Origin of the sequence: Novosphingobium jiangmenense (assembly GCF_015694345.1) — a bacterium.
Taxonomy (GTDB): Bacteria; Pseudomonadota; Alphaproteobacteria; order Sphingomonadales; family Sphingomonadaceae; genus Novosphingobium; species Novosphingobium jiangmenense.
On record NZ_JADQDC010000011.1, the window covers coordinates 95,874 to 114,740 of the forward strand.

The following is an 18,867-nucleotide window of genomic DNA, read 5'->3' on the forward strand; positions in this document are numbered from 1 at the left end:
AAAGAATTTCGGCGCGAAGGGAATAAGCGCCGGCAGCCATCGTTGTCGCCCCGATTGAATGGAAGGGGTTGCCGACGATGCTGCAGGAGCTGCGAACACTCGAAACCTTGCTGGCAGGCGGCGGCGAACAGGCCGCCCCCGTCCTGCGCAAGGGACGACCGTTGCGCAAGGACCGCCGGGAGGCGGCCAAGCGCGCGTTTACCACGCGGCGCGTCGATCTGGAGCTTGCGACCCGCCTGAGGACCGATCTGCGGCCGCGTGCGGGCGATCTCGTGCTGGCGCGGGTGATCCAGCTTGGCCAGCACCAGAAGCTGGAATCCCCGCATGGCCGCCGCGCCCAGCTTTACGAGGGTGACGAGATCATCGTCGCCTATGGCCAACGCTATGCGCCCGACCAGTTCGAGGCGATCGTGCCCGGGGATCTTTCGGCCTGTGACCTGGTTGCGGGCGGTGGCGTTGCCGGGAAGGTCCTGAGCCGGCACGCGAAAATCCGCGCCGCAACGCGCATCGAGCCAATCGGCCTGCTGGCTGACGGCGGCGGCAAGGTGCTGAACCTGGCACGGTTCGCCCTGCCACGGTTCGCCCTGCCACGCCTGCCTGCGCAAGCGGCCCTGCCGCCGGTCGTCGCGGTGGTCGGCACTTCGATGAACGCGGGCAAGACCACGGCTGCGGCGGGGCTGATCCATGGCCTGTCGCGTGCCGGACTGGCCGTTGCGGCGACAAAGGTCACCGGCACCGGATCGGGCGGCGATCTGTGGACGATGCTCGATGCCGGTGCGCGGTCGGTGCTCGATTTCACCGACCACGGCCATGCATCGACTGCCGGCCTGCCCTCGGACCGGATCGAGGCCGTTGCGCTTTCGCTGATAGCGCACAGCGCGGCGACCAATCCAGATGTGATCGTCGTCGAGATCGCCGATGGTCTGTTGCAGGAGGAGACTGGCGCACTGCTGCGAGCCTCCCGCCTGCGCGACGTGCTGCATGGCGTGCTGTTTGCCGCGGGCGATGCGATGGGCGCACTGGCCGGGCACCGCTGGCTGATCGAGGCGGGGCACCGGGTGCTCGGCGTCTCCGGCCTGCTCAGCGCATCCCCTCTGGCAATGCGCGAGGCCGAGGCGGCACTGGCTCGGCCCGTCCTTACCCTTGCCGACCTGCGCGATGCAGTCACCGCTCCAAAGGTCTGCTTTGCCAGTGGAGAGGTCGCGTGCGTCGCCTGACCATGCGCGAGACATGGCTGCGCATGGCGGCACCGGTGGCGGTGACTGCAGCGCAGGCTGGCGCGACCCTTGGCAGTGCGAGCCTGTTGCATCACGCGGGGCAGGGCGCGGATCACGGCCTTGCAACTAGCCTCGCGGTTGCGGCGCTGGCCTGCACTTTCGCGCTCGAAGTGCTGCGGCGCCGATTGTGCGAGGCGATTGGCTGGCGCGAAGTGGCCGGGGTCCGGGCAAGGCTGTTCCGGCGGGTCCTGCGCGCAGACCGCTCTGCGGTCGCGAGCCAGCGCCACGGCGCCATGCTGCAGGTTTTCGTCGGAGACCTTTCCGCACGGCGCCAGTGGTGGAGCGACGGCCTGCCCCGCGCGGCGACGGCGCCGGTGCTGCTGCTTGCCCTGCTCGCCTGGGCCGGGGGGCAATCGCCCGGCATGGCGGGTGCGATCGGGGCGATGCTGGCCCTCGGCGTCACAGCGGGGGCGATCCTTCTGCGCCCGATGTCCCGCGCGGTGCGCGAGGTGCGACGGGCGCGAGGGCGGCTTTCGGCCTTTGCCTCCGAGCGGATTGCCCGAGCCGGGTCCGGGGCGCAGCCGCTCGGGGAGCGGGCCGAAATGCGGCGGCTGCGGCGGCGCACCGATGCGCTCAATCGGGCCGCGCTGCGCCGTGCCTGGTTGACCGGCATGTTGCGCGGCCTGCCGCACCTGGTGACCAGCCTGATCCTGCTGATCGTCCTGCTGGGGGGAGGACACCCGGGGGGAACGATCGTGGTGGTCGGGACCGCCGGACTTGCCCTGTCCGATCTCGCCCGCGCGGCGGAATTGTGGATACCGGCGCGCATTTCCCGGCGACGCATTGCCCGCCTGATGCGGATCCGCAGGGCGGGCAGGGCTGGACCGGGGCGGCCCGCGTCTGCCGTCCTGGTCGATTTTCCGCCCGCCTCCGCCGATCCCCGCAACCGCAACAGGCAGAGCGAGGCAGGACAGCCATGACCGCGCTTCCCCTTGCCCCACTCATGACGACATCGATGCCCTTGCCGCAATTCCTGACAAGTGCCGCATGCGAAAGGCACCAGTATTACGCCGTCGTGCCCGACACCCTGCGCAAGGATGCAGTCCCGCTTGTCGTCGTGCATGGCATCTCGCGCAATGCGGCAGAGCTTGCCCTGCGCTTCGGCGAACGCGCCCATCTGGAAGGCGTGCCGGTGATTGCCCCGCTGTTCGAGCGGGGAACGTTCGGCATGTACCAGCAAGTCGTTGATCAGGCGGGCGCGTTGCCGTGCGACGCGGCGTTGGCGGGCATCCTCGCCGATGCCGCAGGGCGCTTCGGCTTTGACGCCTCGCAAGTCGATCTCTTCGGCTTTTCCGGCGGTGCGCAGTTCGCCCACCGCTATGCCCTGCTCCACCCTCCGCGCGTGCGCCACTGCGTTGCGGCAGCCGCAGGATGGTACACGATGCCCGATTTCGCGACCGCATGGCCCCTCGGGCTGGCTGGCGCGCCGCACCCGATCGACCGACCGGCACTGGCCAGAGTACGCTTCGACGTGGTGGTCGGCGCTCTCGATCGCCAGCAGGACAAGGCCTTGCGACGCTCGCCGGAGATCGACGATGTCCAGGGCAGCCATCGCCTGCAGCGCGCCCGCCGCTGGCATCGCGCAATGCGCAAGGCCGGCTTTCAGGGCAGCCTCCAAGTGATCCCGGACCTGAGCCACGCCTTCGGCGATGCCGTCCATCTCGGCATCGTCCCGCTCGCTTTCCAATTGCTCGCCACGCATCGAGCCAGACATGAGGTACCCGAAACATGAAAGCCGTCATCCGTAGCGTCATGCCCGCCATGGCCCTGATTGCCCTGCCTGCTCACGCGCAGGAGGTGAAGGCAGACGAGAAAGGTCTGACGCTCGAAGCCGGACCGCTCGAGCTGAACCTCGGCGGGCGGCTCCATCTCGACGCCAGCGTATTCGACGAGCCCGACATTCCACGCACCGGCACCACCAGCGCCGACGTGCGCCGCGCCCGCATCGAACTGTCCGGCCGGATCGCCAAGGCATTGCGCTTCCGGGTCGATCGCGAATTTGCCGGTGCCCGCGGCTGGCGAAACGTGTGGGCTTCGATCGAGCCGGTCAAGAACCTGGAGATCAAGGGCGGCAACATGATCGTGCCGTTCTCGCAGGAAGACCTGCAAAGTTCGAACGTGACCCCCTTTGCCGAACGTTCGATGGCTTCGGCCCTGACCGGGGGGTTCGGGCTCGGCGGCGCGGTCTTGGCCGGCGGGCGGAACTGGAGTGCCAGCTTCGGCTATTTCACCGATGCGCTCGCCAATGACGAGGGCCGCACCAACGAACGCGGCAAGGGCATGGTGGGACGGCTGACCTTTGCGCCGGTGCATTCCCGCAAGACAGTGCTGCACCTTGGCATCGGCGGCGAGCGACGCACGTTTTCGGCGACCGAGCGGGTGCGCTTCACCGCCGATCCCGGATCTGTCTTCGCGCCCAACGTGATCTCGAGCGGGTCTCTCGGTTCGCTCGACACGCTCACGGCATGGAACGGCGAGGTAGCAGTCTCGCTCGGGCCGGTGCTGGTGCAGGCACAGGCCATCGCGCTCAAGCTCGATCGCACGCTGCTGGACGATCGCCGCTTCAACGGGCAGACCTTGTCCATCGGTTGGATCGTGACCGGGCAGCGCCATGAATACAGCGCGTCCTCGGGCGTTTTCGGCGGGCCGGACCGGCGCAAGGGCAAAGGCGCATTCGAGATCGCTGCCCGCTACAGCCGCCTCGACCTCGCCGATGGAACCTTCGACCGAGGCATCGGCCGGGCGCTGAGTGCCAGTGCGATCTGGACGATCAGCACCAACCTGCGCCTGCTTGCGACTTACACCGACAACCGGGTGCATTTCCCGACCGGCGGCCTCCCCGTGACCAACCACGTCGGCCTGATAAGGGCACAGCTGAGCTTTTAGTGCGGGGCCTTTCGGGTCGGCTTCGCCGGGGCGGTCACTTGCTGGAGTGGCCGCCCTATTCCTTTCCGCTCCATTTTCCTGCGATCAGCGCCTGCTCGGCCGTGGCGTCAACCGGATCGGCCAGCTTGAGGCGCGCCTGCGCGGCGTCCAAGACCGTATCGTCGGCGCCTGCCGCCACGGCAAAGCCCGCATCGCCGGCCGGCTCGGAGCCCTTGCCGCTGGCCTCGACGATCCAGGCGCCCTTGCCATCGCGGCAAGCAAGAGCGACCTCCCTGCCATCGCCGAATTCGCGGCACCAGCGCCCGTCCGCTGCCCGGGCGGTAAGCATCGGCGTGATGCTGCGGCCATCGGGCAGCTTTGCCTGCGCGAGCGAAGGAGTCCGTTCCAGGGCCTGCGAGAGCGGATCGCGCGCCCCATCGCCGTTTCGCGGCGAGACCACCAGCACGGCGACAAGGCTCGCCGCAATCAGGCCGCCAAGCGGCAGGACATGACGCTTCCACCACACAGGATTGTCATTCGCGGCCAGCGGCGCAGCAGGTTCGGCAAGGCCGAGCGTGTGGAGCAGGGCCGGATCGATCGGAGCCTCGGCCAGGGGCGCAAAAGCGCCGGCGATAAGACTGTCGTTCGCGCGCCATTCCTCCGCCAGGGCGGCCAGTTCGGGATCGGCGGCAATTTCTGCCTCGAAGGCAGCGCGCTCGCTTGCGGTGAGTTCGCCATCGAGCCATGCGGCCAGACGTTCTTCGCGGGACTGCGTCATCGTCCGGTCTCCCTGTCCGTGTCCTGCCGATCGGCAAGCGTTTCGGCGATCCTGCCCCGTGCCCGGGCAAGTCGGCTCATGACCGTGCCGATCGGAACGTCCAGCGCGTCAGCCGTCTCGCGATAGCTGCGGCCTTCGATGACCACCAGTGCGAAGACGGCCCGCTGATCGTCGGGCAGAGCCTGCAGCGCGCGTTGCGCCGCCGCCAGATCGGAACGGCTTTCTGCAAGCTGGCGTCCATCGCTTCCGGCAAGGCCGTGGAGCGCCTCGACGTCGACCGCGGTTCCCCTTCGCCGGACAGCACGCGTGCCATCGATGTGCAGGTTCTGTGCAATCCGGAACATCCAGCTGTCCAGCCGCGTCCCCGGTTCGAACTGGCTGGAACGCGTCAGCGCCCGCTCAACCGTCGCCTGCATGAGATCGTCTCCGTCAGGGCCGTTGCCGGCCATTGCCTGGCAGAAGCGGCGCAGGCGCGGCAGCACGGCGACGATCGCCGCGCGCATGCCATCCCCGCCTTGCCCTGCCCGGTTCATCCACGCCCCCATAACGTCCGATGCCGCCAGCTATTCCAACCAGAGCGCATGCGCGCTACAAAAAAGTTTCGGAGATCGGGGCGGCACGCGCGGAATATCGCGGGCTTGCAGACGTTGTCAGCGCGTTTCAAGCAGGATTGCATCCATGACCATGCGCGCCATCATTGCCGGGATCGCCATGGGGGCCCTGGCCGCCCCCGCCCTTCCCCATGATCGCGAGCCGCCCGAACCATCGCGCGCGCAGGAGCGGCTGGAGCGTGAGCAGGACCGCGCGGCCCAGCGCGCCGAGGAACGTGCAGCGCGCTTCGAGGCTGATCGTGCCCGGATCGAGGAGCGCGAGGTGCGCGAACCGGCCAAGGCCGCAGAGGACCTCGCCAAGCTGGAAGCCGATCGCATCAAGGAAGAGGCCAAGGCCGCAGAGGACAGCGAGAAGGCCGAGGCCGACTACGAAAAGGAACTCGCCGACGAGGCTGAGGATGCGCTGGAAGACGCTGCCGACCTGGCGGAGAAGGGCGATGACAGCGCCGGCATCGAACACGGCAGCAGCGCGCAAATGCACGATCTGGCCGATTCAGAGCGCGCCGAACATGACGAACGCGGCTATCCGGTGCGACGTGGCGAGGTCTTTGCGCTCGACATGCCGGAGCCTGCCCTGGCGCAATTGCAGAGCGCAGGATTCAGGGTCCTGCAACGAGTCCGTCTCGATGCGCTGGACCGCGACATGCTGCGCCTTGCCGCGCCGCCCGGAACGAGTGCAATCGCAGCGCGGGACCAGCTTCGCGCGCTGGCGCCCGGTGCCGCGGTGGACCTCGTGCACTATTACGGACTGGACCTGACGGCGGGGAGCAAGCCGCACCGGGCGCGAGAAAAGGCAATGCCGTCTCGCAACGCTGGCAGCAGCTTTGCGGTTGCCGTGATCGACACCGCGATTGCGCCTCACCGGGCGCTGGCGGCGGCAAGGATCGTGAACTGGTCAGACGGTTCTTCCGGACAGGCGCCGACCGGGCATGGCACCGCCGTCGCATCGCTGCTGGCCAATGCCGGACGGCCGACAATCTACAGCGCCAACATCTTCCGCGGACCGGCCGAGCGGCCCTATACCTCTGCCGAAGTCATCGCCTCTGCGCTGGAATGGACGCTCGCCCAAAACGCGCCGGTGATCAACATGAGCCTTGCAGGGCCGCGGAATGCCGTTCTCGACAGGCTGATCCGCGATGCTCTCAGATCGGGCAAGGTGGTGGTTGCCGCCGCCGGCAACGGAGGGCCGACTGCGCCGCCCTCCTATCCCGCCGCCGTGCCAGGCGTCGTCGCCGTGACTGCGGTTGACAAGGACCGTCGCATCTACCGGCTGGCTCAGCGCGGTCGGCATATCGCTGTGGCGGCTTATGGGGTGGACGTGCTTGCCGCCGACGCCCGCAACAACCTCGCGCGGTTTACCGGGACTTCGTTTGCCACCCCGGTCATCTCGGCGTGGCTGGCCCGATGCAGGGCGAGCGGCTCAGGCGCGGCAAGCTGCGGACAGCAGTTGAAGGATGCGGCCAGGGACCTCGGAGCCAAGGGCTATGACGAGGTCTACGGCTTCGGGCTGGTGGAATAGGGCGGGCTCGCGAGGGCCGGGCCCCTGACCACGCAGCGGAAGCCGATGTGCGTGGTGGCGGTGTCGATCATCTCGGGGTGGCGCGCTGCCGGGCGATAGCGCCGGCAGAAGTTGGCGGCGCAGAGGTGTGAGCCGCCCTTGAGCACCTTGCGGCCAATGCGGACGCCCGGTTGCGCGGGATCGAAGCTGTCCTTGAGCTTTGCTCCGCGCGGGTTGCTGATCGTGCAGCAGGCTGACTTCTTGCCGCCTTTTACCGGCTTGTCGGCCCACCAGTCGCTGGTCCATTCCCAGGTGTTGCCGATCATGTCGAACAGGCCGTAGCCGTTGGGCGGAAAGGTGCGGACCGGCGAGGTGCGTTCCCAGCCGTCGAGCATCTGGTTGGCGAAGGGGAACAGGCCCTGCCAGTAGTTGGCCATCATCCGGCCTTCCGGCGCAAGCTCGTCGCCCCAGGCGTAGTCCGCGCCCTCGATGCCGCCACGCGCGGCGAATTCGAACTCGGCTTCGGTCGGCAGGTCCTTGCCCGCCCACTTCGCGTAAGCCTCGGCATCGGCATAGGCGACCTGGACGACCGGGTGGTCCTCGATCCCCGCGATGGAACTGCCCGGGCCGAGCGGGTGCCTCCAGCAGGCGCCGAAGGTGAATTGCCACCAGTTGGAGGCATCGGCCATGTCCACCGGGCCAGCCGTCTTGTGGAACACGAGCGAGCCGGCGCGGGCCATTTCCGGCGGCATGCCGGGATAGTCCCTGGGGTCGGGCGCGATCTCGGCGACGGTGACATGGCCGGTCGCCGCGACAAAGGCGGCGAACTGGGCGTTTGTCACCGGCGTCTCGTCGATATGGAAGCTGTCGACCTTGACCCGGCGAAGCGGCGCTTCCTCGGGGTAGAACGCCTCCGACCCCATCGTGAAAGTGCCGCCCGCGATCAGGCGCATGCCGGAAAGATCAGCCATGTTCGACGCGCTCCAGATCCGCGCCCGCCCTACTCAGTATTTGTAGGACTGGCCACCGTCGATCGGGATGGTTGCGCCATTGATGAACGGGGCCTCGCCCGAGAGCAGGAAGGCGACGAGCGCGGCGACTTCCTCGGGGCGGCCAAAGCGCTTCATCGGGTTGACCGAGACGAACTGCCGACCGGCCTCTTCCCAGTTGTCGCCGCCGATCTGGCGAAGCGAACCTTCGACCATCGCCGTCATGATCGCACCGGGAGCGATGGCGTTGATCTGCACGCCATACTGGCCGTATTCGACCGCCGAGTTGCGGGTGAGGCCGACGACGCCGTGCTTGGCGGCGGCATAGCCGCTCTGGTTGCCAACGCCGCGGATGCCGCCGACCGATGCCGTGTTGACGATCGCACCGAAGCCCTGTTCGCGCATCACCTTGAGCACGGCGGCCATGCCGAAGAACACGCCATCGAGGTTGATCGAGATGACGCGATGGAACTCCTCGGCGCCAAAGTTCTCGGTGAGGTTCTGGCGACCCTCGATCCCGGCATTGTTGAAGAAGCCGTCGATCCGGCCGAACTCCGCCACCGTGGCATCGACATAGGCCTGGACTTGCGCGACGTCGGCAACGTCGGCCTTGATCAGCTTGGTCCGCGTGCCATCAGGCAAGCTCGCCCGTGCGGCCTCGAGCCAGTCCTCGCGCAGGTCGACCAGCGCGAGCGTGGCCCCTTCCTCTGCCAGTCGTTGCACCGTCGCCAGCCCAAGCCCGGAGCCGGCGCCCGTCACGATCACGACCTTGTCCTTGAAGCGCATGTCCTCTTCCCTTTGCCTGTTTGCTCATGCCTACCAGACGCCCGGCCAGTCCGTGAACCGGCACATTGAGCAGGCGGTCAATCTCCGACCCGCTCGATAGCGGGGGGCGAGCCAAGCCGATGAATAGATCGTATCGTTGTTCGGCCCGACGCCGACGCGCAGTTCGGGGCCGGAGAGCATCCGCCGATGCTTGAATGCGTTGATCGGCGTGCCCGGATCGCCCGCCGCCTGCCCCTGGGTGAACCGCTTGCGGATCAGCGCCGCCTCAACCAGCGGCATGCCCCAGACATGGGCGCGATAGGCAAGGTCCTCGACCTGGGCCTCGGTCAGCGAGAGCGTCGGCTGCGCAACCCTTGCCGCTGCCGGACATGCTGCGGGCGCCAGTACGGCCAGCGCGACAGCAAGCAGAAGCCTTTGCGCCCTCATTCCGTCACCTTCCGGATTGGCGGTGGCCGCCACGAGCCGTTGGTGATCGCAGGGTCCGGTCCCTGCGCCCGGATCACCACATTGAAGGGCCCATCAGGGATCGGCAGCAGGTTCGCGCCTTTCGGGTGCCCGTGAAGATTGCGGCTGAACACTATGGTGACCGAGCCGTCCTTTGCCCGTTTGAGGCCCAGTGTACGATCGCCGATCAGGTAGCGTCCGAGCGCGTTGGGAACCAGTTCGCGCGTGGCGGTGTCATAGACCGTGACCGACCAAAAGAAACGGGCGGGCGGCGGCGGAGCGAGCACCATCCGGTAGTCCGACCTTGCCCCGTCGAGCCGCTCGCCATCGGCGTCGGTAAAGGTCGAGAACGGGTGGTTCTCGTCGATCACGTTTGCGCCGGTGCCGCGCGTGTTGATGACGGCGCGATAGAGGTAGTTGGAGCCATAGCGCCCGACGTCGACCGGATCGGTCCAGCCGTCAGGCCGGGACCCCGTCTGGTTGAGGGACGCTTTCACGACGCCTTGCGCATCGGCGAAACCCTGCTCGATACCGGCCTTCGTTGCGGCATCTGACAGCGCTTCGGCGATTGTCCGCCTGCCCGCCACGCCGATGGGATGAAAGCCATGGACGAGGGCTTGCTCGCCAACGGGATGGCCGCAGGTGCGCAGCACGAAATCGAGGATGCGCATGAACCCGGCGGCACTGAAGTCCTGACCATCGGGAAAGTCCGTCGCAAGCGCCTGGCCAGCCACCGGTTGCAGACGGAAGCGATCCTGCAAGGCCTGCGCCGCGCCGAGGTCCTTGGCCGACGGTTGCACCAGAAGCCGGAGCAGGATCCAGGTGAAAGGCGTGCTAACCCGGAAGAGCGTGGTCCCTTCCGGCACATCGCCCCGCCAGTCGGTCGTCGCGATCAGGAAGCGACCGCCCTTGAAGCCATGGGTGCGCGCGCTGATGTTCGAGGCATTGCCGTGAATGTCGAGGAAGTTCGCCGTGAAGTACCGCCCCGCCGTGTCGGGCACCTCGAACAGGACCGGACCGTTGCGCAGATCGAGCCAGGCATTGGAATAGAGCGTGTCGGCGTTGGGGGTCTTGAACGGCTTGTAGCCGGGACCAGCCAGCGCCCGGCCATGCGCGAAGGCATTGAAGCCGACGTAGAGCGGATTGCCCTTGTCGACCGCCTGGTCATACATCTGGCGGTATTCGAGCACCGCCGCCGTGCCGTAGATCGTGGCATCAAAGGCGCGCGCCCGCGCCAGCGCCTGCCTCGCCTCCGGGTTTGCCGGAAGCATGTCTTCCAGCCGCGCCGACTGAAACTGATCGGCGAGCGTCGGATCGTAGGCCGGAGCGCTCGCACTGGCAGCGGGAGTGCAGGCGAGCAGGGCAAGGCCCGCCAGACCTTGCCCTGCCAGACTCGTCCTCACTTGATCGAGACCCGCACCTCGCGAAGCTCGCCGGTAAAGGCGCTGTCCTCGACGCGGTAATCGGGGCTGACCGCACTGATGCGATCGAGGCCGATGTCGAGGCCTTCGGTGTGCGAGAGCCAGCCTGCCACCGTGCGCCCCAACCTGCCGGAGCCGACCGCCTTGCCATCGACGTAGAGCGTCAACGTGCCCGGCGTGCCCGGGGTTGCCGTGTCGGCGGAGAACTCGGCAGACAGCGTGTGCGCGCCATCGGCAAGGGCACTGTCAGCAGCAACGGTAAAGGCGTCCGCACCCACCGCGTTGTAATGGAACACCGGCTTGCCGTCCTTCATATAGAAGGAATAGCCGCCAAAGCGCCCGCCTTGCGCGATCATCACGCCCTTTGTGCTGCTGCCCGCGGTGACATCGGCATCGATGCGGAAGCTCTTGCCGATGGTGTGCGGCGCGGCATCTTCGGCGATCGTCGCGGCACCGGGTCGATAGGTGAAGCTTGTGCGATAGGCACCGAGCGAAGGGCGTCCCTGCGTTCCCTGGCTGTAATCGTGGATCGGCAGGATGTTGTTCTTCGCGGCCTCAGCCCAGAACAGGTCCTGCATTTCCTTGAGCTTGGCCGGGTCCTTCTTGGCGAGATCCTTTGCCGTGGTGAAGTCGGTGTCGAGATTGAACAGCGACCATTCGCGCTGGTCCGGTCCGACCGTCAGCTTGCGATCGCCCGCTGCGCCTGCTTCCCACGCCGCGCGCTTGGGCAGGGTTCCGGCCATCCAGCCGTCCTTGTAGATGCCGAAGTTCTCCATCATCTCGTAGATCTGCATCCGACGAGCCGATGGCGCAGAGCCCTGCTGGAAGGTGTAGGCAAGGCTGATCCCGTCAACCGGCTTCTGGGGCACACCCTTCACCACCTCGGGCGACTTGATCCCGACGGCTTCGAGCACTGTCGGCGCAATGTCGCTGACATGGGCATACTGCGAGCGGAATGCGCCCTTGTCGGTAATGCGCTTGGGCCATGACACGACCATGCCGTTGCGCACGCCGCCAGCCTGCGAGGCGACCTGCTTCCACCACGGGAACGGCGAATTGGTCGCCCATGCCCATGCGGCGGGGAAGTGGTTGTAGAGCTTCGGCCCACCGATATCGTCGATGTGCGCCATCTTCTCGGCCATGGTTTCCCTGCGGCCGGTGATGGTGGACTGTTCGTAGAGCAGGCCCTCCGGGCCGCCTTCGGCGCTGCTGCCGTTGTCGCCCTGGATGTAGACGATCAGTGTGTTGTCGAGCTCGCCGGTCTCGCGGATCGCGTCGATCAGGCGGCCGGTCTGGAAGTCGGAATAGGAGACGCTGGCGGCATAGGCTTCCATCAGGCGCGCGTAGAGCTTCTTCTGGTCGGCGCTGAGTGAATCCCACGCCGGCAGCGAAGCCGGGCGCGGCGAAAGCTGGGAGTTGGCGGGGATGATGCCCATGCGCTTCTGGCGCGCGAAGGTCTCCTCGCGCAGCTTGTCCCAACCCTGGTCGAACTTGCCCTTGAACTTGTCGAGCCAGTCCTTCGGCGCATGGTGTGGCGTGTGCGCGATGCCCGGCGCGTAGTACATGAAGAACGGCTTGTCGGGTGCGGCGGCCTGCTGGGTGCGCATCCACTTGATCGCGTGATCGGCCATGTCCTTCTCGAAGAAGTAGTTGGGATCATCGTGCGGTGGTTCGACCGGAAGCGTATTCTCGACGATGCTCGGCTGCCACATCGAGGTATCGGCCGAGAGGAAGCCGTAGAAGTATTCGAAGCCGAGGCCGGTGGGCCACTGGTTGAACGGACCTGCCGCGCTGGACTGCCATTCGGGCGTCAGGTGGCTCTTGCCGAACATGGCCGTGTTGAAGCCGTTCTCCTTGAGCACTTCGGCGACGGTGGCGGCGGAGTCCGGGATCACGGTGGTGTAGCCGTCATAGCCGGTGGGCAGGTTGGTGACGTTGCCCATGTCGACGTTCTGCGGCAGGCGCCCGGTCAGCAGCGAAGCGCGGGTGGGCGAGCACAGCGCCGTCGTATTGAAGCGGTTGTAGCGCAGGCCGGTCTGGGCGAGCGCATCGAAGGTTGCAGTTGGCACCGGGCCGCCGAACGCGCTGGTCACGCCGAAGCCGACGTCGTCTGTCAGGATGACGAGGACGTTGGGCGCGCCCTTTGGGGCCTGCGGCTGCGAAGGCCATGTCGGGGCATGGCTTTCCTGCACGGTCTTGCCGACCTTCCCGGCCAGCGGATCGGCCGCCGCATCCTGTGCAAGGACGAAGGAAGGCGCGAGAAGGGCCACGATGGCGGAAGCTCCGCAGAGCCGGCGCTTGTGGGCGGACAAACGGAGAGCGGAACGGACTGCGCGCATCGCGGAAACCTCTTCGCGTGAAATCTTGGGGAAAAGCCCCGGTCGCGCCACCCTCGGCAGAAGGGTGGGCGACCGGGCAAGGGAGGATCTCAGTACTTGAAGGTCGCCTGGACCATGACCGTCCGCGGCAGGGTGGCAAAGCCGATCTGGTCGGCCAGGACACCGGTGGTGCCGCCTGTGCCCGAACCGGTGTTCGGGGCATCGGTACCGCCGGTGGCATACCAGCGGTTGGTCAGGTTCTTGCCGATGACTGCCAGCTCCCAGCGCTCGTTCTCTGTGCGCAGGCGCAGCGAGGCGTCGAGATTGACGTAGCTGTTCTGCAGCGTGGCCAGGTTGCCGAATGCGGTGGCGAGGTAGGAGTCGCTGTAGCGGGCATCCACCGCCATCCCCAGCGTCAGGCCGCCGGGCAGCTTGGCGTCATAGTTCACGCCCAGCGTGCCGACCCATTCGGGCGCATTGGCCGTCGGATGTCCCTTGAGGTTCTGGCGATTGGCAACAGCGTCGGTGGCGGCATTGAACGGACGAGCCGTGCCGTTGGGGGTGCCATCGTTGACGTAGACCAGGTTGCACCCCTGCGCCCGGGTCTGCCCGGCATAGCACGGCGCGCCGATCGCGTTGCCATAGCGCGACTTGTTGTAGTTGATCGAGCCGTGGATGTCGAAGCCGTCAAGCCCGCGCGGGGCGAACTCGAAGTCCACTTCCACGCCCCTCGTCCCCGCCGAACCAGCGTTGATCGTGGTGAAGGCGAAGATGTCGGAACGGAAGAAGTCGAGCTGCAGGTTCGTGTACTTGTAGCTGTAAGCGGTCACGTTGAAGCGCAGCTGGCGGTCCATCAGCATCGTCTTGATGCCGCCTTCGAAGCCGCGGGCCTTCTCAGGATCGAACTCGAAATCGGGCAGGCCGGCATTCGGGCTGAGAATGCCCGAGTTCGAGAAGCCACCCGACTTGTAGGCGGTCTTGTAGGCACCCCAGATGTTGATGTCCGAAGTGGGCTTGAAGCTGAAGGTTACTTCCGGCGACCAGTCATTGAAGGTCTGGTTCGAACGGATCGTCGTGCCGGGCAGGAAGATGCCCTGGGTCACGCGCACCGGGTGCGAATAGGGCTGCAGGAAGTAGCTGTCCTTGGTTTCGTGCGTGTAGCGCACGCCGCCGGTCAGTTCGACCCGGTCGACCGGCTTGTAGATCACCTGCCCGAACCCGGCGATCGTTTCGCCTTCGGTCTCAGAATCCTTCGAGTTGGCCAGATAGCGCTGGAACGGCTGCGGTGCATTGCTGTTCTCGAGGCCGCCCGACGCAGTCCACGCAAGGTAATCGCGCTTGGTCTTCTGGTAGTAGCCGCCGACCATGAGGTTGACCGGACCATCATACGAGGTGAGCGCGCGGAGTTCCTCGGAGAAGGCGTGGAAGGTCGACCATTCGGTTGCGAATACGCCCGGCGCACCCGAACGCGAGACGCTGTCACCATCAAACTGGAAGATATTGCGGTTCCAGTTGTAGTTGGTGACCGATGTCAGCGTGACGTGGTCCATCTCGTAGGCAAGGTTCGCGTTGATCGCCCAGCTCTTGTACTGGTTGCCGGTCTGCCCGTCCTTGTTGGCAAAGGGCACGGTCGCCGCGATAGCCGAAGGAAACCGGTTGGCAGACGACTGGAACGCACGGGCGCACGGGATCGCCGGGTTGCCCGCCGACTTGCCGGTCGGGCAATTGTAGAGCACCGACGATGCTGCCGGATTGTTTGAATTGTTGGTGCCGTAGTTGGCCTTGATCGTGGCGGTGAACTGGTCGGTCGGCTCCCACTTCACGGTGCCGCGCACGTAGAACTCCTCGCTGCGACCATCGCCTGCAGGGCCGGAAACGTGGTTGGTCGGCGTGACGACCTGCGAGGTCGAGGTGCGGTCCAGCGTCGGGTAGGTCTGGTCGGTGCCGATCTGCTTGAAGTAGCCGCGGTTCATCTTGCTGCCGCGAATGGCCAGACGTACGCCGAGCGTGTCGGACAGCGGCGTCGAGATGATTGCCTCGCCGACCATCTGGCGGGCGCGGAACTCGTACCCTGCCCGCGCGATGACTTCCAGTTCGTCGCCCGGATCGGCCGTGGTGATCGAAACAACGCCGGCGGTGGCGTTCTTGCCGAAGAACAGCGCCTGCGGACCCTTGAGGATTTCCAGCCGGCCGAGATCGAAGAAGCCTTCGTTGATCGTGCGGCCCTGGCCGTAGTAGGCGCCATCGACGATCACGGCGACGGACTGCTCGAGGCCGATCGAGGTGGTGTTCGAACCGATGCCGCGCAGCACCAGCGTGGCGCCGGAACCGGAAGGCGAACGGCCGACCACGAACGAAGGCGTGCTCGCCGCAATGCGCTCGAGGCTGGTCAGGTCGTACTTCTGGATGGTGGCCGCCGAGATCGCGGTGACCGCAACCGGCACGTCCTGCGTGGTCTCGGTACGCTTTCGCGCGGTCACCACGATGTCCTGGATGCCGCCCTGTTCGGCAGCTTCCGTTTGCGGCTCTTCCGGTCGATCCTGAGCCTGCGCGACAGCCGGCAAAGCAAGCGCCGTTCCGGCCATCAGCAGTCCGAATGCTCCACGCCCGATGCGCAAATGCGTTCTCATCTCAAACACTCCCCTCTTCCCAAATCCAGGCGTGATTCGCGTTCGCCCCTGTTGCCACCATATTTCCGGACGCAGGCGTTTAACGCACCTGACTTTTTGATGAGCATGGATTTCGGCAAATTCCGAAGGATTCGTGGGGGATCTGCTAGAGTTTCCACGATTTTTGTAACGCACAAGCCTTATAACTTTTGAGAGAGCCTTTCCGATTGAGCGCAGTTGCGTTACCAACGACCCATGATTCCACCAGCAGAAGCGCTTGCGAACGACACGGCCGACAGCAAGGTCCAGCTGATCCTTGCTGGCGAAAAACTCTTCGCCGAACAGGGTGTCGAGGGGGCTTCCCTGCGCGAGATCGCTGCCCTGGCGGGGCATGGCAACAACAATGCGGTGCGCTATCACTTCGGGTCGAAGCAGGGCCTCGTGCAGGCTATCTTCCGCCACCGGGTCGTGCAGATGGAACCGGTGCGTGCCGGGCTGATCGAGCGCCTCGAGGAGCGCAACCTGACCACCGACGCCCGGGCCATCATCGAGGTCATCTGCCTGCCGTACTTCACGCTTCGCGGGCCGGACGGCACCTTTTCCTATCCGGCCTTCATGCTGCAATATCTGCTGTACTACCGTCCCAAGGGCGTGCGCCACACCGCCGACGAAGCCGGAGCGCTCTCGCCCGCTCTGAACAAAGCGCAGGACTTGCTGCGCAAGCGGCTGGACTATCTGCCGCCGGAAATCTCGGACCGGCGCATTCTCCACGCGATGATCACCTTCGTCACCGCCGTTATCGGTGCCGAGAACACCAAGCCGAAGATCAGCCGGGAGCAGTATCTGGCGCTGATCGACGACACGCTCAACCAGATCGTTGCGGCGTTGGTCATGCAATGCTCGCCATCAGCCACGACGCTTGTCGGCGAATTCGCGGGTTGAAATGATCAGCCTGGAGCGCTCTGCCTTGGCCTGACAGACGAAGCCCTCCCCTTCCTGCAGGAAGGGGAGGGCCTGTTCGAGGAACGTCAGTCACAGGCGGCAGGGCCGCCCGTGCATCAGAACGCAGCGGTCAGCGAGACGACCACGGTCGAACCGGCGATCGTGCCGACACCGTCCTGCCCGCGCGAGAAGCTCGGCTGCAGGTAGGCGGCTTCTGCATCGCTGATGTCGGTGTCGACATAGGCCACGCCCAGCGTCAGCGGGGTGCCCTTGATCGCGTAGTCGGCGCCAAGCGACCAGTCGAGGTATTCGCCGGTCGGCGCGACCGACGTTGCGAACGGGCCAAGGCCGTCGTTGCCCTTCGAGTAGCCGACGTGGGCCTTCAGGGTGAGGCCGGTGTCGGGAATGCCCGCAGCAGCGTCGGTCCAGATGTAGAGGTTGTCGTTCTTGTCGCCCGGGTTGGTGTAGACGCCGGCAGCAGCGGCAGCACCGTTGGCGTACCACGCGCCAAGGGCTTCCTGCTTCGGCGCATAGGCGACGCCGGCGGTCAGCGAAGCCGGGCCGACCGTGCCTGAGACCTTGACGTAGGGCTCGATGAAGTCGGTGTTGTCGAAGCCGCGCGGGTACATGTACCAGGTCGCGCCGACATCGACCGTCGCGCCGCCGAAGGTGTGCTTGTAGCCGGCGATCAGGTCGAGTTCCATGTTGGCGCCGCCGAAGGTTCCCCAGCCGGCGAGGTTCGAACCCCAGGTGCCAACGTAGAAGCCGCTTTCATGGGCAATGGTGAGGCCGCCCTGAATGGCGAGCGAGCGGTCGGACTGCGACACGCCGCGGAAACGGTAGTCGGAGACGAGGCCGACGCTGCCCGAAACGGTGATGGGCTTCGATTCTTCCGCTTCCTGCGCGAAAGCCGGCGTCGCGAAAAGCGCAAGGGCGAGAGGGGCCACGGCTGCGGCGAGACGGATCTTCATACGGAACGCTCCCTGTATAGGTTATCACGTTCCACCTGCGTCTGCCGCGCGGATGCCTCTCTGGGGGCCTCGGTCGTAGCAGAAGCCAATACCTATCATCGCATTTTGCTGCACTGCAAGATCAATTTGCCCGATTGTGGCGGAAGATGAATAGTGTGCCTCTTCCGCCACACAGGTCATTCGGCGCCGGCCCGCGTCAGAAGCTCATGCCGACGCTCATCTTGTAGAAGTCGCCGCTGTCACCGTCGCCCAGTGCCGAGCCGCCGGTAAAGCGTGCGAAGAAGCCCTGTGGCAGTGCAAACTGCACGTAACCTCCCAGCCACTCATAGGTTTTTCCGGTCGCGCTGCCGGGATAGGTATTGCGGGTGTTGTAGAGCAGTTCGTAGTGCGGGCCGAACGAGACGTTGCTCGTCGCCTTGTACCCGGCGTTGATCCAGGTATGCGCGAAATCCAGTGCCGCATTGCCGCCGCGCTGGCGAAGTGCGGCATAGTAGCCGCCATAATACTCTGCCTCGAACTTTGCGTCGCTGTAGTTGACGGTCAGGCTGGGCACCACGCCATCGAGGAAGCGCGCGCCGCGAGTCGTGCCGTTCACGATCTCGCCACCGGAAAGCAGCGAACCGTTGGTAAAGCCGATCTGCGGCTTCACCTTCAGCTTGCCCCCCGCAAGGTTGAAGTTCACGCCGACGCCGAATTCGGTCCACAGGTCGTCGCCAGTGTTGCCCTGGCCAAGACCGAAGGCCGGCTTGGTCCAGAATGTGCCGTAGAAGCTGACATCCATCGTCTCGTTCACCGGGATTAGCCCGGTAAAGGACGGGTTGAAACCGAAGAAGCTGTCCTGGTTCAGCGTTACCGAATAGCTGGGCTTGCGCGATACCGGCGCGCTGCCGCCGCCGCCCGAACCGGCCTGTGCCAGAGCGAGGCTGCCTGCAGTTGACACACTCTGCGTGGTGACCGGCGCGATCGAGTAGGCCGAACCCAGTGCTCCCGACGAAAACGATGCGGCCTCTTCCGGCGATGCAGTTTCCAGAACAGCGGCGTCTTCACCGTCACCGGCAGTTGCGGTTTCGGCAAGAGCAGGGCTGGCAACGAACATGGCTGCAGCGGCAGCCGGAACGACCTTGGCAAAAGTACGGATCTTCATCTGGAACGCTCCCTGTTTGAGAAGGATGTACGTTCCACCTGCGTCCAGCGCGTCGCCCCCTCTTCCCGCGCCCCGGTGCCGGGGGGCGTGTCATGCCGGAGCACAAGAGTTAGAACCCGCGCTTTTCAGCGTCTTTTCGCACCTGCGAAGAAGTCTTAAAATCGGGAAAGAGCCGATTACCGACGCGAAACACCCGGACAGGAAACCTTGGGCT

16 protein-coding genes are annotated in these 18,867 nt (G+C 65.9%); 6 read left to right on the forward strand and 10 right to left on the reverse strand.

The window, feature by feature from the left end; genetic code table 11:
* Window positions 1-77: 77 nt before the first annotated feature.
* Genes I2488_RS15195 through I2488_RS15210 form a run of 4 tightly spaced genes read left to right on the forward strand, consistent with a single transcriptional unit; the run spans window position 78 to window position 4,163 of the window.
* Entirely contained in the window at window positions 78-1,217 is a 1,140-nt protein-coding gene (locus tag I2488_RS15195; protein WP_196276659.1) for a P-loop NTPase family protein, read from the forward strand.
* Window positions 1,205-2,197 (forward strand): ABC transporter transmembrane domain-containing protein, encoded by a 993-nt coding sequence (locus tag I2488_RS15200; RefSeq protein WP_196276660.1) that lies wholly within the window; start codon window positions 1,205-1,207, stop codon window positions 2,195-2,197. Before I2488_RS15195 ends, I2488_RS15200 begins: the two co-directional genes overlap by 13 nt.
* On the forward strand, window positions 2,194-3,009 hold the full coding sequence (locus I2488_RS15205) for an alpha/beta hydrolase (protein WP_196276661.1): 816 nt from the start codon (window positions 2,194-2,196) through the stop codon (window positions 3,007-3,009). The genes I2488_RS15200 and I2488_RS15205 overlap by 4 nt, the downstream gene beginning before the upstream one ends.
* Entirely contained in the window at window positions 3,006-4,163 is a 1,158-nt protein-coding gene (locus I2488_RS15210) for an OprO/OprP family phosphate-selective porin (protein ID WP_196276662.1), read from the forward strand. The genes I2488_RS15205 and I2488_RS15210 overlap by 4 nt, the downstream gene beginning before the upstream one ends.
* Before the next feature lie 55 nt (window positions 4,164-4,218).
* On the opposite strand, the gene I2488_RS15215 is transcribed toward I2488_RS15210, so the two are convergent.
* Both I2488_RS15215 and I2488_RS15220 read right to left on the reverse strand, forming a co-directional pair.
* Window positions 4,219-4,920, reverse strand: coding sequence for a hypothetical protein (locus I2488_RS15215; RefSeq protein WP_196276663.1), 702 nt, complete (start codon window positions 4,918-4,920; stop codon window positions 4,219-4,221).
* Window positions 4,917-5,453 carry an RNA polymerase sigma factor gene (locus tag I2488_RS15220; protein ID WP_196276664.1) on the reverse strand — a complete coding sequence of 179 codons (537 nt, stop codon included), beginning with the start codon at window positions 5,451-5,453 and terminating at the stop codon, window positions 4,917-4,919. The genes I2488_RS15215 and I2488_RS15220 overlap by 4 nt, the downstream gene beginning before the upstream one ends.
* A gap of 145 nt (window positions 5,454-5,598) precedes the next feature.
* Between I2488_RS15220 and I2488_RS15225 the strand changes: the two genes are divergently transcribed.
* A complete protein-coding gene (locus I2488_RS15225; RefSeq protein WP_246465698.1) occupies window positions 5,599-7,050 on the forward strand; it encodes a S8 family serine peptidase in 1,452 nt (483 codons plus the stop codon).
* Here the strand turns inward: I2488_RS15225 and I2488_RS15230 are convergent.
* The 6 genes from I2488_RS15230 to I2488_RS15255 all read right to left on the reverse strand — a co-directional run bounded on the left by I2488_RS15230 (window position 7,026) and on the right by I2488_RS15255 (window position 15,617).
* The gene (locus tag I2488_RS15230) at window positions 7,026-8,000 is read right to left on the reverse strand and encodes a formylglycine-generating enzyme family protein (protein WP_425492414.1); all 975 of its coding nucleotides are present in this window, start codon (window positions 7,998-8,000) and stop codon (window positions 7,026-7,028) included. The two genes, I2488_RS15225 and I2488_RS15230, sit on opposite strands and share 25 nt — an antisense overlap.
* Window positions 8,001-8,033: 33 nt before the next feature.
* Entirely contained in the window at window positions 8,034-8,804 is a 771-nt protein-coding gene (locus I2488_RS15235) for an SDR family oxidoreductase (RefSeq protein ID WP_196276665.1), read from the reverse strand.
* Window positions 8,805-8,834: 30 nt separating this feature from the next.
* Window positions 8,835-9,230, reverse strand: a complete 396-nt coding sequence (locus tag I2488_RS15240) for a DUF1254 domain-containing protein (protein WP_196276666.1) — start codon at window positions 9,228-9,230, stop codon at window positions 8,835-8,837.
* Window positions 9,227-10,651 (reverse strand): DUF1254 domain-containing protein, encoded by a 1,425-nt coding sequence (locus I2488_RS15245; RefSeq protein ID WP_196276667.1) that lies wholly within the window; start codon window positions 10,649-10,651, stop codon window positions 9,227-9,229. Before I2488_RS15245 ends, I2488_RS15240 begins: the two co-directional genes overlap by 4 nt.
* Complete coding sequence (locus I2488_RS15250; protein ID WP_196276668.1) at window positions 10,648-13,008, reverse strand: arylsulfatase; 2,361 nt, start codon at window positions 13,006-13,008, stop codon at window positions 10,648-10,650. Before I2488_RS15250 ends, I2488_RS15245 begins: the two co-directional genes overlap by 4 nt.
* 89 nt (window positions 13,009-13,097) lie before the next feature.
* Window positions 13,098-15,617: a TonB-dependent receptor gene (locus tag I2488_RS15255; RefSeq protein WP_196276669.1), complete on the reverse strand. Its 2,520-nt coding sequence runs from the start codon at window positions 15,615-15,617 to the stop codon at window positions 13,098-13,100.
* Between the two features lie 234 nt (window positions 15,618-15,851).
* Between I2488_RS15255 and I2488_RS15260 the strand changes: the two genes are divergently transcribed.
* Window positions 15,852-16,538: a TetR/AcrR family transcriptional regulator gene (locus tag I2488_RS15260; RefSeq protein WP_196276670.1), complete on the forward strand. Its 687-nt coding sequence runs from the start codon at window positions 15,852-15,854 to the stop codon at window positions 16,536-16,538.
* Window positions 16,539-16,654: 116 nt separating this feature from the next.
* Here I2488_RS15260 and I2488_RS15265 read toward each other — a convergent pair whose 3' ends face one another.
* Window positions 16,655-17,509: a TorF family putative porin gene (locus I2488_RS15265; RefSeq protein WP_196276671.1), complete on the reverse strand. Its 855-nt coding sequence runs from the start codon at window positions 17,507-17,509 to the stop codon at window positions 16,655-16,657.
* A gap of 196 nt (window positions 17,510-17,705) precedes the next feature.
* The gene (locus I2488_RS15270; RefSeq protein WP_196276672.1) at window positions 17,706-18,653 is read right to left on the reverse strand and encodes a DUF6733 family protein; all 948 of its coding nucleotides are present in this window, start codon (window positions 18,651-18,653) and stop codon (window positions 17,706-17,708) included.
* Window positions 18,654-18,867 lie beyond the last annotated feature (214 nt).

Bases quoted from the DNA above. Each gene is read 5' to 3' on its own strand.
- I2488_RS15195 (WP_196276659.1), top strand. From the start codon at position 78: ATGCTGCAGGAGCTGCGAACACTCGAAACCTTGCTGGCAGGCGGCGGC.
- I2488_RS15205 (WP_196276661.1), top strand. From the start codon at position 2,194: ATGACCGCGCTTCCCCTTGCCCCACTCATGACGACATCGATGCCCTTG.
- I2488_RS15210 (WP_196276662.1), top strand. From the start codon at position 3,006: ATGAAAGCCGTCATCCGTAGCGTCATGCCCGCCATGGCCCTGATTGCC.
- I2488_RS15215 (WP_196276663.1), bottom strand. From the start codon at position 4,920: ATGACGCAGTCCCGCGAAGAACGTCTGGCCGCATGGCTCGATGGCGAA.
- I2488_RS15220 (WP_196276664.1), bottom strand. From the start codon at position 5,453: ATGAACCGGGCAGGGCAAGGCGGGGATGGCATGCGCGCGGCGATCGTC.
- I2488_RS15225 (WP_246465698.1), top strand. From the start codon at position 5,599: ATGACCATGCGCGCCATCATTGCCGGGATCGCCATGGGGGCCCTGGCC.
- I2488_RS15230 (WP_425492414.1), bottom strand. From the start codon at position 8,000: ATGGCTGATCTTTCCGGCATGCGCCTGATCGCGGGCGGCACTTTCACG.
- I2488_RS15235 (WP_196276665.1), bottom strand. From the start codon at position 8,804: ATGCGCTTCAAGGACAAGGTCGTGATCGTGACGGGCGCCGGCTCCGGG.
- I2488_RS15240 (WP_196276666.1), bottom strand. From the start codon at position 9,230: ATGAGGGCGCAAAGGCTTCTGCTTGCTGTCGCGCTGGCCGTACTGGCG.
- I2488_RS15250 (WP_196276668.1), bottom strand. From the start codon at position 13,008: ATGCGCGCAGTCCGTTCCGCTCTCCGTTTGTCCGCCCACAAGCGCCGG.
- I2488_RS15255 (WP_196276669.1), bottom strand. From the start codon at position 15,617: ATGAGAACGCATTTGCGCATCGGGCGTGGAGCATTCGGACTGCTGATG.
- I2488_RS15260 (WP_196276670.1), top strand. From the start codon at position 15,852: ATGATTCCACCAGCAGAAGCGCTTGCGAACGACACGGCCGACAGCAAG.
- I2488_RS15265 (WP_196276671.1), bottom strand. From the start codon at position 17,509: ATGAAGATCCGTCTCGCCGCAGCCGTGGCCCCTCTCGCCCTTGCGCTT.
- I2488_RS15270 (WP_196276672.1), bottom strand. From the start codon at position 18,653: ATGAAGATCCGTACTTTTGCCAAGGTCGTTCCGGCTGCCGCTGCAGCC.